The organism is Streptococcus sanguinis SK355 (assembly GCF_000212855.1).
Taxonomy (GTDB): domain Bacteria; phylum Bacillota; class Bacilli; order Lactobacillales; family Streptococcaceae; genus Streptococcus; species Streptococcus sanguinis_A.
Genome location: NZ_GL890993.1, coordinates 625787 through 638508 on the forward strand (window position 1 = coordinate 625787; position 12722 = coordinate 638508).

Annotated in this window: 14 protein-coding genes; 11 read left to right on the top strand and 3 right to left on the bottom strand. The window is 46.0% G+C overall.

The window, feature by feature from the left end; genetic code table 11:
* Positions 1 to 47: 47 nt before the first annotated feature.
* Both HMPREF9389_RS08225 and HMPREF9389_RS08220 read right to left on the bottom strand, forming a co-directional pair.
* Positions 48 to 614 carry an NAD(P)H-dependent oxidoreductase gene (locus HMPREF9389_RS08225; protein WP_002928694.1) on the bottom strand — a complete coding sequence of 189 codons (567 nt, stop codon included), beginning with the start codon at positions 612 to 614 and terminating at the stop codon, positions 48 to 50.
* Positions 611 to 1207, bottom strand: a complete 597-nt coding sequence (locus HMPREF9389_RS08220) for a TetR/AcrR family transcriptional regulator (RefSeq protein WP_002928695.1) — start codon at positions 1205 to 1207, stop codon at positions 611 to 613. Before HMPREF9389_RS08220 ends, HMPREF9389_RS08225 begins: the two co-directional genes overlap by 4 nt.
* 216 nt (positions 1208 to 1423) lie before the next feature.
* Between HMPREF9389_RS08220 and dhaK the strand changes: the two genes are divergently transcribed.
* From dhaK to dhaM, 3 genes are read left to right on the top strand one after another with little or no spacing between them, the layout of a single operon-like run.
* The gene (dhaK, locus tag HMPREF9389_RS08215; RefSeq protein ID WP_002928696.1) at positions 1424 to 2413 is read left to right on the top strand and encodes a dihydroxyacetone kinase subunit DhaK; all 990 of its coding nucleotides are present in this window, start codon (positions 1424 to 1426) and stop codon (positions 2411 to 2413) included.
* A 10-nt stretch (positions 2414 to 2423) separates the two neighbouring features.
* On the top strand, positions 2424 to 3002 hold the full coding sequence (gene dhaL / locus HMPREF9389_RS08210; RefSeq protein WP_002928697.1) for a dihydroxyacetone kinase subunit DhaL: 579 nt from the start codon (positions 2424 to 2426) through the stop codon (positions 3000 to 3002).
* Positions 3002 to 3376, top strand: coding sequence for a dihydroxyacetone kinase phosphoryl donor subunit DhaM (gene dhaM, locus HMPREF9389_RS08205; RefSeq protein WP_002898815.1), 375 nt, complete (start codon positions 3002 to 3004; stop codon positions 3374 to 3376). Before dhaL ends, dhaM begins: the two co-directional genes overlap by 1 nt.
* Before the next feature lie 328 nt (positions 3377 to 3704).
* On the opposite strand, the gene HMPREF9389_RS08200 is transcribed toward dhaM, so the two are convergent.
* Positions 3705 to 4421 (bottom strand): GntR family transcriptional regulator, encoded by a 717-nt coding sequence (locus tag HMPREF9389_RS08200; RefSeq protein WP_002907683.1) that lies wholly within the window; start codon positions 4419 to 4421, stop codon positions 3705 to 3707.
* Positions 4422 to 4528: 107 nt separating this feature from the next.
* Here HMPREF9389_RS08200 and HMPREF9389_RS08195 point away from each other — a divergent pair, with 107 nt between their 5' ends.
* The 8 genes from HMPREF9389_RS08195 to HMPREF9389_RS08160 all read left to right on the top strand — a co-directional run bounded on the left by HMPREF9389_RS08195 (position 4529) and on the right by HMPREF9389_RS08160 (position 12594).
* Positions 4529 to 6349 carry a glycoside hydrolase family 35 protein gene (locus tag HMPREF9389_RS08195; RefSeq protein ID WP_002928698.1) on the top strand — a complete coding sequence of 607 codons (1821 nt, stop codon included), beginning with the start codon at positions 4529 to 4531 and terminating at the stop codon, positions 6347 to 6349.
* Positions 6346 to 6822: a PTS system mannose/fructose/N-acetylgalactosamine-transporter subunit IIB gene (locus tag HMPREF9389_RS08190; protein ID WP_002928699.1), complete on the top strand. Its 477-nt coding sequence runs from the start codon at positions 6346 to 6348 to the stop codon at positions 6820 to 6822. Before HMPREF9389_RS08195 ends, HMPREF9389_RS08190 begins: the two co-directional genes overlap by 4 nt.
* 25 nt (positions 6823 to 6847) lie before the next feature.
* The gene (locus HMPREF9389_RS08185) at positions 6848 to 7753 is read left to right on the top strand and encodes a PTS mannose/fructose/sorbose/N-acetylgalactosamine transporter subunit IIC (protein ID WP_002928700.1); all 906 of its coding nucleotides are present in this window, start codon (positions 6848 to 6850) and stop codon (positions 7751 to 7753) included.
* Positions 7740 to 8564, top strand: coding sequence for a PTS system mannose/fructose/sorbose family transporter subunit IID (locus HMPREF9389_RS08180; RefSeq protein WP_002928701.1), 825 nt, complete (start codon positions 7740 to 7742; stop codon positions 8562 to 8564). The genes HMPREF9389_RS08185 and HMPREF9389_RS08180 overlap by 14 nt, the downstream gene beginning before the upstream one ends.
* Positions 8565 to 8575: 11 nt before the next feature.
* Positions 8576 to 8980: a PTS sugar transporter subunit IIA gene (locus tag HMPREF9389_RS08175; RefSeq protein WP_002894390.1), complete on the top strand. Its 405-nt coding sequence runs from the start codon at positions 8576 to 8578 to the stop codon at positions 8978 to 8980.
* A gap of 312 nt (positions 8981 to 9292) precedes the next feature.
* Positions 9293 to 10471, top strand: a complete 1179-nt coding sequence (locus tag HMPREF9389_RS08170) for an SIS domain-containing protein (protein WP_002928702.1) — start codon at positions 9293 to 9295, stop codon at positions 10469 to 10471.
* Positions 10472 to 10485: 14 nt separating this feature from the next.
* A complete protein-coding gene (gene lacD, locus HMPREF9389_RS08165) occupies positions 10486 to 11523 on the top strand; it encodes a tagatose-bisphosphate aldolase (protein ID WP_002928703.1) in 1038 nt (345 codons plus the stop codon).
* A gap of 24 nt (positions 11524 to 11547) precedes the next feature.
* The gene (locus HMPREF9389_RS08160; RefSeq protein WP_002928704.1) at positions 11548 to 12594 is read left to right on the top strand and encodes an aldose epimerase family protein; all 1047 of its coding nucleotides are present in this window, start codon (positions 11548 to 11550) and stop codon (positions 12592 to 12594) included.
* Positions 12595 to 12722 lie beyond the last annotated feature (128 nt).

Genomic DNA, 12722 nt, shown 5'->3' on the forward strand with positions numbered 1-12722 from the left:
CTTTTTTAACTTGTTTAAAGTTCTTTCCCACTCCCGTTTTCTTTATCCTAAATTTGACTGGCTAGCTGCCCGATTTTCTTGAGCATTTCTTGGCGTTGTTGATCTGTTTTGCGTTCTACTCCATTGAGCTCTGTCAGTTTGACAGGAGAAATACCACAAAGTTTCAGGATTTGATTTTTAAGTACCTTGCCGTAGTCTTGGACAAAAGGCAGGGCAAAACCTGGTGTGTTGTGGCTGACGATAATCCAGCTGGACTTGCCTTGCAGGTGGCCTTGGAGGCCGACTTTCTTATAAGAATAGGCAAAGTCAGCAGTAAAGACGCGGTCGATAAAGCCTTTGAGAATGGCCGGCATACCGCTCCACCAGATAGGGAAAATGAAAATCAGATGGTCTGCCCAAGTAATCAGATCCCTGTATTTTGCCATTTCAGGGTCTTTGTGCAGGTCACGGCGTCTATGTTCTTGGTCAAAGCGCAAAATCGGGTCAAAATTTTCAGCATACAAGTCCAAGGTTTTCACCTCGTGCTTTTTAGAAAGATTGTTTTGAACTTCTTTGAGAATAGCAGCATTGAAGCCAGTTGGGCTGGGGTGGGTGTAAATAATCAAGGTTTTCATGATCGTTCTCCTTTGATATAAATATCAAGCATGTGCTCAATCGTGCTTTGGATGGCTTGAGGATCAAGGTCTTGTCCGATGGGACTGTTGGCTAGAACGGCTAGGCCTGTGATAAAGCTCCAAAAGTGAAAAAGACTTTCTGCTTCGCTATTGCTAAAATTTTCCTCCTTGCGAAGCGTTAAAACAAGCTCCTTAAATTTATCAAATCCAGGCAAGTCCGACTCCAAGAGAATTGTGTCCTGGGTCACCTTCATATATTTAAAAGGGAATTTGATAAAGAGAGCTTCGAAAAAATGAGGGTAGGTCTTAGCAAAAATAATGAAATTAAGTCCAAGCCGGGTCAGCTGATCACGCGCAGAACCTGTCGCATCAATATTTTCATTGATTTCCTGATTGAGAAAGAGCGAAAGCTGGGTCAAAACTACCTTAAGATAGCCTTCCTTGCTCTCAAAATGGCGGTAAGGGCTGCCGTGAGTTACACCGCAGGCCTTGGCAACAGTCCTGAGCGAAAGCTGTTCAATTCCGTGTTTTCCGATTTCGTCAATCCCTGTTTGGATGAGTTGTTCTTTCAGCTGGGCAGTATTGCGTTTCATGTATCGCCTCCAAAAGTATACACTGTCTACTTATCTATCTTTAGTATACACTGTCTACTTTATCTCGTCAACTAATTTGATGCTTTCTTCTAGTCTAAGATGTGGCAGAATTTGCTTTCGGTAAGATAAAATGTTAAAATGATATCAAAATGATAGCGCTTTCTTTTTAGGGCAAATTGCTCATTTTAGAGAAGCGCCGAGAAACGGAGGACTCCTATGAAGAAAATTATCAACGACCCAACAGCAGTTGTGGACGAGATGCTGAACGGCTTGGCCTATATCCACAGCGATTTAGTTTATCGGGTGGAGGGCTTTGATATCATTGCCCGCAAGAGTGAAAAGACAGGCAAGGTCGGCTTAATTTCTGGCGGTGGCAGTGGTCATGAGCCTTCCCACGCTGGCTTTGTCGGCGAGGGCATGCTGTCGGCTGCTATTTGCGGAGCGGTCTTTACTTCACCAACTCCTGATCAGGTCTTGCAGGCTATCAAGGAAGCAGATGAGGGAGCCGGGGTCTTCATGGTAATCAAGAATTACTCCGGTGACATCATGAACTTTGAAATGGCTCAGGAAATGGCTGAGATGGAAGGGATTGAGGTGGCTAGTGTCGTCGTAGATGACGATATCGCAGTGGAAGACAGTCTCTATACTCAAGGTCGCCGTGGAGTGGCTGGCACCATCCTTGTCCATAAGATTCTAGGGGATGCGGCGCGTGCAGGCAAATCTCTGACTGAAATCAAGGCTCTGGCTGATGAGCTGGTCAAAAATATTCACACAGTTGGCTTGGCTCTGAGCGGGGCAACCGTACCGGAAGTCGGCAAGCCTGGTTTTGTTTTGGCTGATGATGAGATAGAGTTCGGTATTGGCATCCATGGTGAGCCAGGCTATCGCAAGGAAAAGATGCAGCCGTCTAAGAACTTAGCCAAGGAATTAGTCGAAAAGCTCAGTCAGTCTGTTGAGCTCAAATCTGGTAAGAAAATTGGTATCCTCATCAATGGTATGGGTGCAACACCGCTCATGGAGCAGTATGTCTTTGCGGCCGATGTAGCAAATCTTCTGGCAGATGCTGGAGTCGAAGTCATCTATAAAAAGCTGGGTAATTACATGACCTCCATTGATATGGCAGGGATTTCTCTGACCTTTATCGAGCTGGACCAGCCAGACTGGCTGACAGCTCTCAACAGTCCTGTCATGACAGCAGCTTGGTAAGGAGGTGCTTATGGACGCAGCAAGAGCAAAAAAATGGATGCAGTTGTTCAGCGATAAGATCCAGGACCAAAAAGACTATCTGTCTGACCTTGATACTCCTATCGGCGACGGCGATCATGGTGCCAATATGGCTAGGGGAATGGCAGCAGCAGTAGAGAGTTTAGCTGCTAAAGACTTTGCCAGTGCGGCTGAGGTTTTTCAGGCTGTTTCCATGCAGCTGATTAGCAAGGTCGGCGGTGCTTCAGGCCCTCTTTATGGCTCGGCCTTCATGGGCATGGCCAAAGCCGAAAAAGACGGCAAAGACTTGTCAGAAGTCATCCAAGCTGGGCTGGACATGATTCAGAAGCGGGGCAAGGCTGTGCCTGGTGAGAAAACCATGGTGGATGTCTGGTCGGGGATTCCTGTTTCTCTGCAGTCTGGAGATTTGACCCATGAAAAGATTGGTTCCCTAGTGGAAGCGACCAAGGATCTGAAAGCGACCAAGGGGCGGGCTTCCTATGTCGGGGGGCGTTCTATCGGTCATATTGATCCCGGTTCGGCTTCATCTGGTCTCCTCTTTGAGGCTCTTCTAGAAACGGAGGCAGGCTGATGGCAGATACTGGCATTCTTATCGTTTCTCATTCCAAAAACCTGGCCCAAGGCTTGTTTGACCTCATTTCGCAGGTGGCGGCAGATGTGGCCATCAGCTATGTAGGTGGGTTGGACGACGGCAGCATCGGGACGAGCTTTGAAGGGATTCAGGCAGCTTTAGATGCCAATGACAAAGACACTATTTTGGCCTTTTTCGATCTGGGCTCAGCTCGGATGAATCTGGAAATGGTCGCTGACTTTTCTGACAAGGAAATCATTATCAATAATGTTCCCTTGGTAGAGGGAGCCTATACGGCTGCTGCCCTTCTTCAGGCTGGGGCAGATTTACCTAATGTTTTGCTTCAGGTCCGTGAATTAGAAATAAAAAAATAGCAGGTTTTCTAGAGACTTAATAAACGACTTCATTTGCAAAATAAGGAACATTTTATATCAAAAAGCTGGGATTCAATCTCAGCTTTTTTGCTTTATCATTGTACCAATTTTCAGGGAAACAGCCAGTGTTTCTTATTTTTTCTTCTTTAGGATGGTTGAAAAACAGGACAAATTAATAGGTCGTGTTTACTTTTTGAGACAATTCACTTTTTAATGAACAAAAGTTCTTAGAATGGATTGCAAATTGGTATAGATAGACTTATAATAGATATAAGCACACAAGATGAAACAAAAAACGACAGCTGATTTGAAGCCATCGTTTTCGGTCTTAATGGTCCCGATTGCAGGAAATGAACTTGATCTTGAAGAAGTCGCCGCGTTTGTAAGTTTCGCTGTACTCTAAGATCTGCCCAGTGCTTTCCAGTTGGGTAATCTTCACCTGATGAACGGTCGGGAAGTTGGTATCAACTTCCAGTACTTTCGCAACATCTTTTGGTGTTGGGAAGACAATTTCATTGGTCTCTTCAAAATGCTCATCATTCATGTGAATGTGGTAGTCAGTTTTGAAGCGGTTGTAGATAGAGCTATAGTAGTCCATATCTGGATAGTTTGGATTGATGTACTGCTCAGGGATATAGGTCTGGTGATAGATATAGACTTTATCGCCAGTCCGTCTGATCCGGTCAATCTTATAGTAGAACTGCGTTGGTGCTAGTTCTAGCTTATCCAAGATTTTCAGGTCATTCCCACGCTTGATGGAGAGAACAGTCACCTTATCTTTTTGGATAGGGAAGGTCTCAACGTCAGAAAATTCCACCAGCTTGTGCTTTCTTGCACGTGAAACGAAGGTCCCCTTGCCTTGTTGGCGGATGATGTAACCATCGTTGGCCAGTTCATTCAAAGCGCGGACAACGGTAATGGAGCTGACATTAAACATCTGAATCAGCTCAGCCTCTGTGTAAAACTTATCGCCATTTTCAAATTTGCCAGAAATGATTTGCTGCTTGAGCTCATCTTTGATTTGTTGGTATTTTGGAATAGCCATTTTGTTCACCTCTCTTTGTTTTACTTATCTTACTTAAGATTTTAACATATTTTTAAAAAAAATGTTGACATTTATGCAAAAATTTATTATATTAATATTAATAAGAGATGAAAGCGGTTTTAAACCGAAGGGAACATCAGATGGCAAGATTCAAAATTGGTCATTCCTTCTGTTTGGATGATCGGGAGTTTAAGATTTTATCGGGAGCCATTCACTATTTTCGGGTACAGCCTGAGGACTGGTATCATTCCCTTTATAATCTCAAAGCTCTGGGCTTTAACACAGTGGAGACTTATCTTCCCTGGAATATGCACGAACCTCAAAAAGGTGTCTTTAACTTCCAAGGGATTTTAGATATTGAGGCATTTTTACAGACAGCTCAGGATTTGGGACTATATGCCATTATCCGCCCTTCGCCTTTTATCTGCGCGGAGTGGGAGTTCGGTGGTCTGCCGGCCTGGCTGCTCAATGAAAATATGCGCATCCGCTCATCAGATGAGGCCTTTCTGCAGGCCGTAGCCAGCTATTATGACCAGCTGCTGCCGCGACTGACTCCAAGGCTTCTGGACAATGGGGGAAATATCCTCATGATGCAGGTGGAAAATGAGTACGGTTCTTATGGAGAAGACAAGGCCTACCTAAGAGCAATCAGACAGCTCATGGAAGAACGAGGTGTAACCTGTCCGCTCTTTACTTCAGACGGACCTTGGCGGGCTACGCTTCAAGCGGGTACATTGATTGATGATGATGTCTTTGTGACAGGAAATTTCGGCTCTAAGGCAGATTACAATTTTGCCCAGATGCAGGAATTCTTTGACGAGCATGGCAAAAAGTGGCCGCTCATGTGTATGGAGTTCTGGGATGGCTGGTTCAATCGCTGGAAAGAACCTATCATCAGGCGAGATCCAGACGAGCTGGCTCAAGCTGTCCACGAAGTGCTCCAGCAGGGCTCAATCAATCTCTATATGTTTCATGGCGGTACCAACTTTGGCTTCATGAACGGCTGTTCGGCCAGAGGTGTCATTGACCTGCCACAGGTAACTTCCTATGACTATGATGCTCTACTCGATGAGCGAGGCAATCCGACGGACAAGTACTATGCAGTCCAGAGGATGCTGAAAGAGTATTATCCAGATTATCCGCAGATGGAGCCGCTGGTGAAAGAGTCTTTTGAGCTTAGGAATATCCCGCTCAGTCAGAAAGTCAGTCTCTTTGAGACATTGCCTGACTTGGCAGAGCCTATCGAAAGTCTCTATCCGATGAAGATGGAAGAGCTGGCGCAAAATGTCGGCTACCTACTCTATCGGACTTGGGCTAGTTGGGATGCTGATCAGGAAAGGCTTCGTGTCATTGATGGCCGCGACCGTATGCAGCTCTATGTGGACGGTCAGCACATTGCAACCCAGTACCAGACAGAAATCGGTCAGGATATTATGGTGGACGGCCAGAAAAAGGCAGAGCACCAGCTTGACATTCTGATGGAAAATATGGGCCGGGTCAATTATGGCCACAAGCTCCTGGCAGAAACCCAGCAGAAGGGCATTCGTACCGGTGTCTGCAAGGACCTGCACTTCCTGCTTGACTGGCAGCATTATCCATTGCCGCTGGACCATCCAGAAAAGATCGACTTTTCAAAAGGGTGGCAGGAAAAGCAACCAGCTTTCTACGCTTTTGACTTTAAAATGAAAGCGCTTAAAGATACTTATCTGGATCTGTCCGACTTTGGCAAGGGCGTTGTCTTTGTCAACGGTGTCAGCATTGGCCGTTTCTGGAATGTCGGACCGACCCTATCGCTCTATATCCCGCACAGCCTGCTCAGAGAAGGCGACAATCGCATTATTATCTTTGAGACAGAAGGGATTTGCAGCGAAACCATTCACTTAGTTAACCAACCTACATTTAAAACAATAAAGGGGGAAAATCTATGACAATAGTAGGTGCACGTATCGATGGACGTTTAATCCATGGACAGGTAGCCAATCTTTGGACTACCAAGCTTAACATTTCACGCATTATGGTGATTGACGATGAGGTAGCTGAAAATGCTATCGAAAAGAGCGGGCTCAAGCTCGCAACGCCAGCTGGTGTGAAACTAAGTGTCTTGCCAATCGCTAAGGCAGCAGAAAATATCTTGGCCGGCAAGTATGATTCACAGCGACTCTTGATTGTCGCTCGCAAGCCAGACCGCTTCCTGCGGTTGGTCGAAGCTGGTGTTCCGCTGGAAACGCTGAACGTCGGCAATATGTCTCAGTCAGACGAAACTCGCTCCATTACCCGCTCGATCAATGTGGTGGATGCAGATGTTGAAGCTTTTTATAAGCTGCACGAAAAAGGAGTCAAGCTGACCGCGCAAATGGTTCCCAACGATCCAGTTGAGGACTTCATGAAGTTATTAAAATAAGACAAAATTTTAGGAGGACATTGTTATGATACAATGGTGGCAAATTTTACTACTCACTTTGTACTCAGCTTATCAAATCTGTGATGAGTTGACCATCGTTTCGTCAGCAGGATCACCTGTATTTGCTGGTTTTATTACTGGCTTGATTATGGGTGATTTGACAACCGGTTTGTTTATCGGTGGTAGCCTGCAATTGTTTGTTCTTGGTGTAGGGACATTTGGTGGAGCTTCTCGTATTGATGCGACATCAGGTGCCGTTTTGGCGACAGCCTTCTCCGTAGCACAAGGCATTAAGCCAGAGTTGGCTATTGCGACAATTGCAGTACCGGTAGCAACTTTGTTGACTTACTTTGATATCTTAGGCCGTATGACAACGACTTATTTCGCACACCGTGTGGATGCAGCAATTGAACGCTTCGACTATAAAGGTATTGAACGCAACTATCTCTTAGGTGCTATTCCTTGGGCCCTGTCTCGTGCCCTTCCAGTCTTTCTAGCTCTGGCATTTGGTGGAACATTTGTTCAAGCGATAGTAGATGGTGTTGCTGGTGTGAAATGGCTGGCTGCAGGTTTAACACTGGCAGGTCGTATGCTTCCAGGACTCGGGTTTGCCATCTTGCTTCGTTACCTTCCAGTTAAACGTAATCTTCACTACTTAGCTCTTGGTTTTGGCTTGACTGCTATGCTGACTGTGCTTTACTCAAACATTCAAACTTTGGGTGGGGCTGTATCTAGTATTGTTGGAACTCTTCCAAAAGATGCTGCGATCACATTTGCCAACAACTTCAAAGGCTTGTCTATGATTGGTGTAGCTATCTTTGGTATCTTCCTTGCAGTACAGCATTTCAAATACAGCCAAAGAACAGTAGCTGCTGCGCCAGCTGCTAGCACAAACTCAGAAAGTGAGGAAATTGAAGATGACGAACTCTAATTATAAATTAACAAAAGAAGATTTTAAACAGATCAACAAACGCAGCTTGTTCACTTTCCAATTAGGCTGGAACTACGAGCGGATGCAAGGTTCAGGTTATCTCTACATGCTTTTACCTCAGCTGCGTAAAATGTACGGAGACGGCACTCCAGAATTGAAAGAAATGATGAAATTGCATACGCAATTTTTCAATACCTCACCTTTCTTCCATACTATTATTGCAGGGTTTGACCTAGCTATGGAAGAAAAAGACGGTGTTAAGTCAAAAGATGCGGTCAATGGTATCAAGACAGGTCTTATGGGACCATTTGCTCCTCTTGGAGACTCTATCTTTGGCTCTCTTGTGCCAGCCATCATGGGATCTATCGCTGCTACCATGGCTATTGCAGGCCAGCCTTGGGGAATTTTCCTTTGGATTGCTGTAGCAGTTGCTTATGACATTTTCCGTTGGAAACAGTTAGAATTCGCCTACAAAGAAGGTGTCAATCTCATCACCAACATGCAAAGTACTTTGACAGCTCTTGTTGAAGCGGCTTCTGTACTGGGTATCTTCATGGTGGGTGGTTTGATTGCGACTATGATTAACTTTGAAGTATCATGGGTGCTGAAGATTGGTGAAAAAGCTATTGATTTCCAAGATATGCTCAACCTTATCTTCCCACGTTTGATTCCAGCAGTCTTTACAGGCTTTATCTTCTGGCTTTTGGGCAAGAAAGGAATGAACTCTACTAAGGCTATCTTCATTATCATTATCATGGCAGTAAGCTTCTCTGCTATCGGCTACTTCCTGCTGGGACAAGTACCAGAATAATGGAGTGATTTATGAGTAAGAAATTAGTTTTAGTCAGCCACGGTCGCTTTTGTGAAGAACTGAAAACAACTACGGAAATGATTATGGGGCCTCAGGAAGACATCCATGCAGTAGCCCTGCTTCCGGAGGAAGGTCCAGAAGATTTTGCAGCTAAATTCTTAGAAACGGTCAAAGATTTTGAGGATTACTTGGTTTTTGCGGATCTCTTGGGGGGCACTCCTTGTAATGTAGTCAGCCGCTTCATTATGGAAGGACAGGATATCGAGCTTTATGCGGGGGTCAATCTGCCCATGGTCATTGAGTTTATTAACGCTTCTTTGACAGGAGCAGAAGTCAGCTATCCATCCAAGGCAGCAGAGAATATTGTTAAGGTCAATGATGTTCTAGCTGGCCTAATGGATGATGAAGATGAATAAAAGCTTGAACAATCACTTCTAGTTGGGTGAAGTCCTTGCGCTGTCAGCAGATGGGAGACTGCTGATAGGTAAGGCCAAGCCACAGTGGATGATTCAAGCATATTGGTCTAAGAGGAATTTGGGAGATGCCTCTTGACCTAGGGAAATTTGATGGTTCAGCATTGCAAAATGCAGTCGCTGTCTGGTTTGAAAAAGCTTGTTAAAAGCATATTTCAAGTCTAGCCATCGTTGCGGGGGTGGGACAGCGAGCCGAAAATCTTAGATTTTCTGGATTTCTGTTTCGCTCCCTCTTTTTTCAAATAATGGAAAGGAATGAGAAAGAAAATGTTAGATTATTCACAGGAAGAATTGCAGCGTCTGGGGGCTGACATCACAACGAGAGAAATCTATCAGCAGCCTGAGGTTTGGCAGGAAGCCTTTGAACATTACAAGGCTCAGGCCGCAGACATCGCTGCTTTTCTGAAAAAAATCGAGGACAAACATGACTACATCAAGGTCATTTTTGCTGGAGCCGGCTCATCAGCCTACGTCGGAGATACCTTGACGCCTTATTTCAGGCAGATTTATGATGAGCGCAAATGGAATTTCAATGCCATCGCGACGACAGATATCGTGGCCAACCCCTTGGTACATCTGAAAAGAAAAGTGCCGACAGTGTTAGTTTCCTTTGCCCGCAGCGGAAATTCCCCAGAAAGTGTAGCGACTGTGGACTTGGCCAAGCAGCTGGTGGATGACTTGTACCAGATTACCATTACTTGTGCTGCCCAGGGCAAGCTGGCTCAGCAGGCCCAAGGTGATGAAAAGAATCTTTTGCTCCTGCAACCAGAAGCTTCTAATGATGCTGGCTTTGCCATGACCTCTAGCTTCAGCTCCATGATGCTGACAGCCCTTTTGGTCTTTGACCGAGCTGATCTAGCTCAGAAGGAAGCCAAGGTTGCGGCTCTGCTTCAGCTCAGTCAAGATGTTTTAGAACGCGTTGTAGATGTGCAGCAGCTGGTTGATTTGGATTTCAGTCGGGTCATTTATCTGGGAGCAGGGCCTTTCTTTGGTTTAGCACATGAAGCCCAGCTTAAGATTTTAGAGCTGACAGCCGGTCAGATTGCGACTATGTACGAAAGCCCAGTCGGTTTCCGACATGGACCTAAGTCGCTGATTAACCAAGACACAGTCGTTCTGGTCTTTGGTTCGGCAGATACCTATACCAAGGCTTATGATTTGGACTTGGTGCGGGAAGTGGCTGGTGACGGGATTGTTCGCAGACTAGTCTTGCTGACTGACCGGGAGGAGCAGTTGGAAGGAGTCGAGCAAGTAGTGCTAAGTACCCAAGAGCCTCTGGGAGATAGCTATCGCATCTTCCCTTACATCGTTTACGCTCAGCTCTTTGCCCTCTTGTCCTCGCTCAAGGTCAAGAACCGTCCAGATACACCATCTCCGACAGGCACGGTCAATCGCGTAGTACAGGGGGTTATCATTCACCCTCTTGGGCAGTAAGAAAAGGAAAAGTTATGGAGAAATTAAAAATCAGCCACAAAAAAGTGAGCCATTTGAAAAAACTATCAGACGAGCAGGGGATTATCGGGGCTTTAGCCATTGACCAGCGTGGATCGCTCAAGAAAATGCTGGCCAGCGGAGAAGATGCGCCATCTGGTGATCAAGCTCTGGTTCAGTTTAAAGAATTAATCTCTAGTCAGCTGACGCCCTATGCCAGCTCCATCCTGCTGGATCCGGAGTTCGGTCTGCCGGCAGCGGAGCTGCGGGATGCTTCCTGCGGGCTAATAGTAGCCTATGAGAAGACTGGCTATGATGCGACAGCGGAGGGCCGCTTGCCGGACTTGCTGCCAAACTGGTCAGCTAGTCGCATCCGAGACATGGGCGCAGATGCCGTCAAGGTCTTGATTTACTATGATGTGGACGACAAACCAGAAATCAACGACATCAAGCAGACCTGGGTTGAGCGCGTGGGCAGTGAATGCTTAGCTGAGGACATTCCCTATTTTCTGGAGATTTTGACCTATGATGCTAAGAGTGACAGTGTTTTGGATGCTAACTATGCCAAGCTTAAGCCGCACAAGGTCAACGAGGCAGTCAAGTTCTTTTCAGATCCCCGTTATCATGTAGATGTCTTAAAGGTTGAAGTGCCGGTCAATATGAACTTTGTCGAGGGCTTCACCAAAGAAGGAGTCGAGCCAGTCTACAGCGTGACGGAAGCCCAAGCTTTCTTTAAAGAACAGTCAGATGCGACGCACTTGCCTTTTATCTTCCTCAGCGCTGGTGTCAGTGCCAAGCTTTTCCAAGAAACGCTGCGGCTAGCCCATGAAGCGGGTTCACAGTTTAACGGAGTTCTGTGCGGACGGGCTACCTGGAAGGATACGGTTTCTGTCTTTGCCCAAGAGGGAGCTGCAGCAGCTCAAGCGTGGCTGGACGAGACAGGCCGTCAGAATATCGAGGATCTTAATCAAGTCTTGCGCCAAACAGCAGTGTCTTGGGTGGACAAGCTTGACCTGCCTTTTGAAGACAGGACTTGGCAAGTTCGTGATTTTTAATAGGATAGATAAAAGAGGTTTGGTATGAAATCTTACCGAGAATCCATTTTTGGAAAGCTGGGAAGTCAAGAGATTCTAGCTTACACTTTTGAAAACGATCGAGGTTATCGTCTAACAGTCATGAACTACGGAGCAACTGTCGTCCAGTATGTTACTCCTGATAAGGATAATCACTTTGACAATATCGTCGTCGGGTTTAATCGGTTTGAGGATTATATTGGAAACAGTCCCAAGCACGGAGCCAGTATTGGTCCAGTCGCTGGGCGTATTGCTGGTGCAACTTTTGAGCTGAATGGCCAGACCTTTAAGCTAGAGGCCAATAATGGCCTAAACTGTAACCATAGTGGATCCAGCGGCTGGGACAATGCAGTTTTTGAAGTAGAGGAAGTCAGTAATGACGGACTTATCTTTTACGCAGAGCGGACTGACGGAACTGGCGGCTTTCCTGGCAATCTGAAAATCTGGGTTTCCTATACCCTGACAGAGAAGGGCGAGCTGGAAATCTCCTATCAGGTCCAGACAGATCAGGATACCTTGGTCAATCCGACCAACCACAGCTATTTCAACCTGTCTGGTCGTTTCAATCAGCCCATCGATGACCATATCCTGCAGCTCAATACTGGTGGTGTCTATCCTATCGCAGCTGACGGCCTTCCTGAAAAAAAGGCTGATGCAGAGCGCGACTTTGTTAAGAAGCTGACCAAGGGCGCTTCCCTCAAAGAAATTTTCGATGCGACCGATGAGCAAATCCAACTGGTATCTGGCTTGGATCATCCGTTTGCTCTAAACCCAAGCCGAGATCAGGCAGGGACGCTCTATCATCCAAGATCGGGTCGCCGTCTGACCATTCAGACTCAGGCGCCCTGCCTAGTAATTTATTCAGCGAATTGCGTGGATGATTCGGTTCAATTTGACGGCCAGCCTATGATTCAGCATAATGGCTTGGCTCTGGAAGCCCAGGCTCTGCCGGATGCCATTCACAGCAGCCAGCAGTCAGATGTCATTCTCAAGGCCGTTCAGATTTTTACCAGCAGAACAGTGTATTTTGCTGATGTACCAGTAACATTATAAAGAAACAATCGCGAAAGAGCACAAAAAACGGCAGTACCTCCTTCTGCCGTTTTTCTTTGTCCAGTTTTCAGAGACTATGTTTTCATAAGTAGCTAATCTTAAGCAAGGAAAAAGCCTCCACAATCAAA

What these genes read in the sequence shown, in the direction of transcription:
- HMPREF9389_RS08225 (WP_002928694.1), bottom strand. Translation starts at nt 614, where the DNA reads ATGAAAACCTTGATTATTTACACCCACCCCAGCCCAACTGGCTTCAAT.
- HMPREF9389_RS08220 (WP_002928695.1), bottom strand. Translation starts at nt 1,207, where the DNA reads ATGAAACGCAATACTGCCCAGCTGAAAGAACAACTCATCCAAACAGGG.
- dhaK (WP_002928696.1), top strand. Translation starts at nt 1,424, where the DNA reads ATGAAGAAAATTATCAACGACCCAACAGCAGTTGTGGACGAGATGCTG.
- dhaL (WP_002928697.1), top strand. Translation starts at nt 2,424, where the DNA reads ATGGACGCAGCAAGAGCAAAAAAATGGATGCAGTTGTTCAGCGATAAG.
- dhaM (WP_002898815.1), top strand. Translation starts at nt 3,002, where the DNA reads ATGGCAGATACTGGCATTCTTATCGTTTCTCATTCCAAAAACCTGGCC.
- HMPREF9389_RS08200 (WP_002907683.1), bottom strand. Translation starts at nt 4,421, where the DNA reads ATGGCTATTCCAAAATACCAACAAATCAAAGATGAGCTCAAGCAGCAA.
- HMPREF9389_RS08195 (WP_002928698.1), top strand. Translation starts at nt 4,529, where the DNA reads ATGAAAGCGGTTTTAAACCGAAGGGAACATCAGATGGCAAGATTCAAA.
- HMPREF9389_RS08190 (WP_002928699.1), top strand. Translation starts at nt 6,346, where the DNA reads ATGACAATAGTAGGTGCACGTATCGATGGACGTTTAATCCATGGACAG.
- HMPREF9389_RS08185 (WP_002928700.1), top strand. Translation starts at nt 6,848, where the DNA reads ATGATACAATGGTGGCAAATTTTACTACTCACTTTGTACTCAGCTTAT.
- HMPREF9389_RS08180 (WP_002928701.1), top strand. Translation starts at nt 7,740, where the DNA reads ATGACGAACTCTAATTATAAATTAACAAAAGAAGATTTTAAACAGATC.
- HMPREF9389_RS08175 (WP_002894390.1), top strand. Translation starts at nt 8,576, where the DNA reads ATGAGTAAGAAATTAGTTTTAGTCAGCCACGGTCGCTTTTGTGAAGAA.
- HMPREF9389_RS08170 (WP_002928702.1), top strand. Translation starts at nt 9,293, where the DNA reads ATGAGAAAGAAAATGTTAGATTATTCACAGGAAGAATTGCAGCGTCTG.
- lacD (WP_002928703.1), top strand. Translation starts at nt 10,486, where the DNA reads ATGGAGAAATTAAAAATCAGCCACAAAAAAGTGAGCCATTTGAAAAAA.
- HMPREF9389_RS08160 (WP_002928704.1), top strand. Translation starts at nt 11,548, where the DNA reads ATGAAATCTTACCGAGAATCCATTTTTGGAAAGCTGGGAAGTCAAGAG.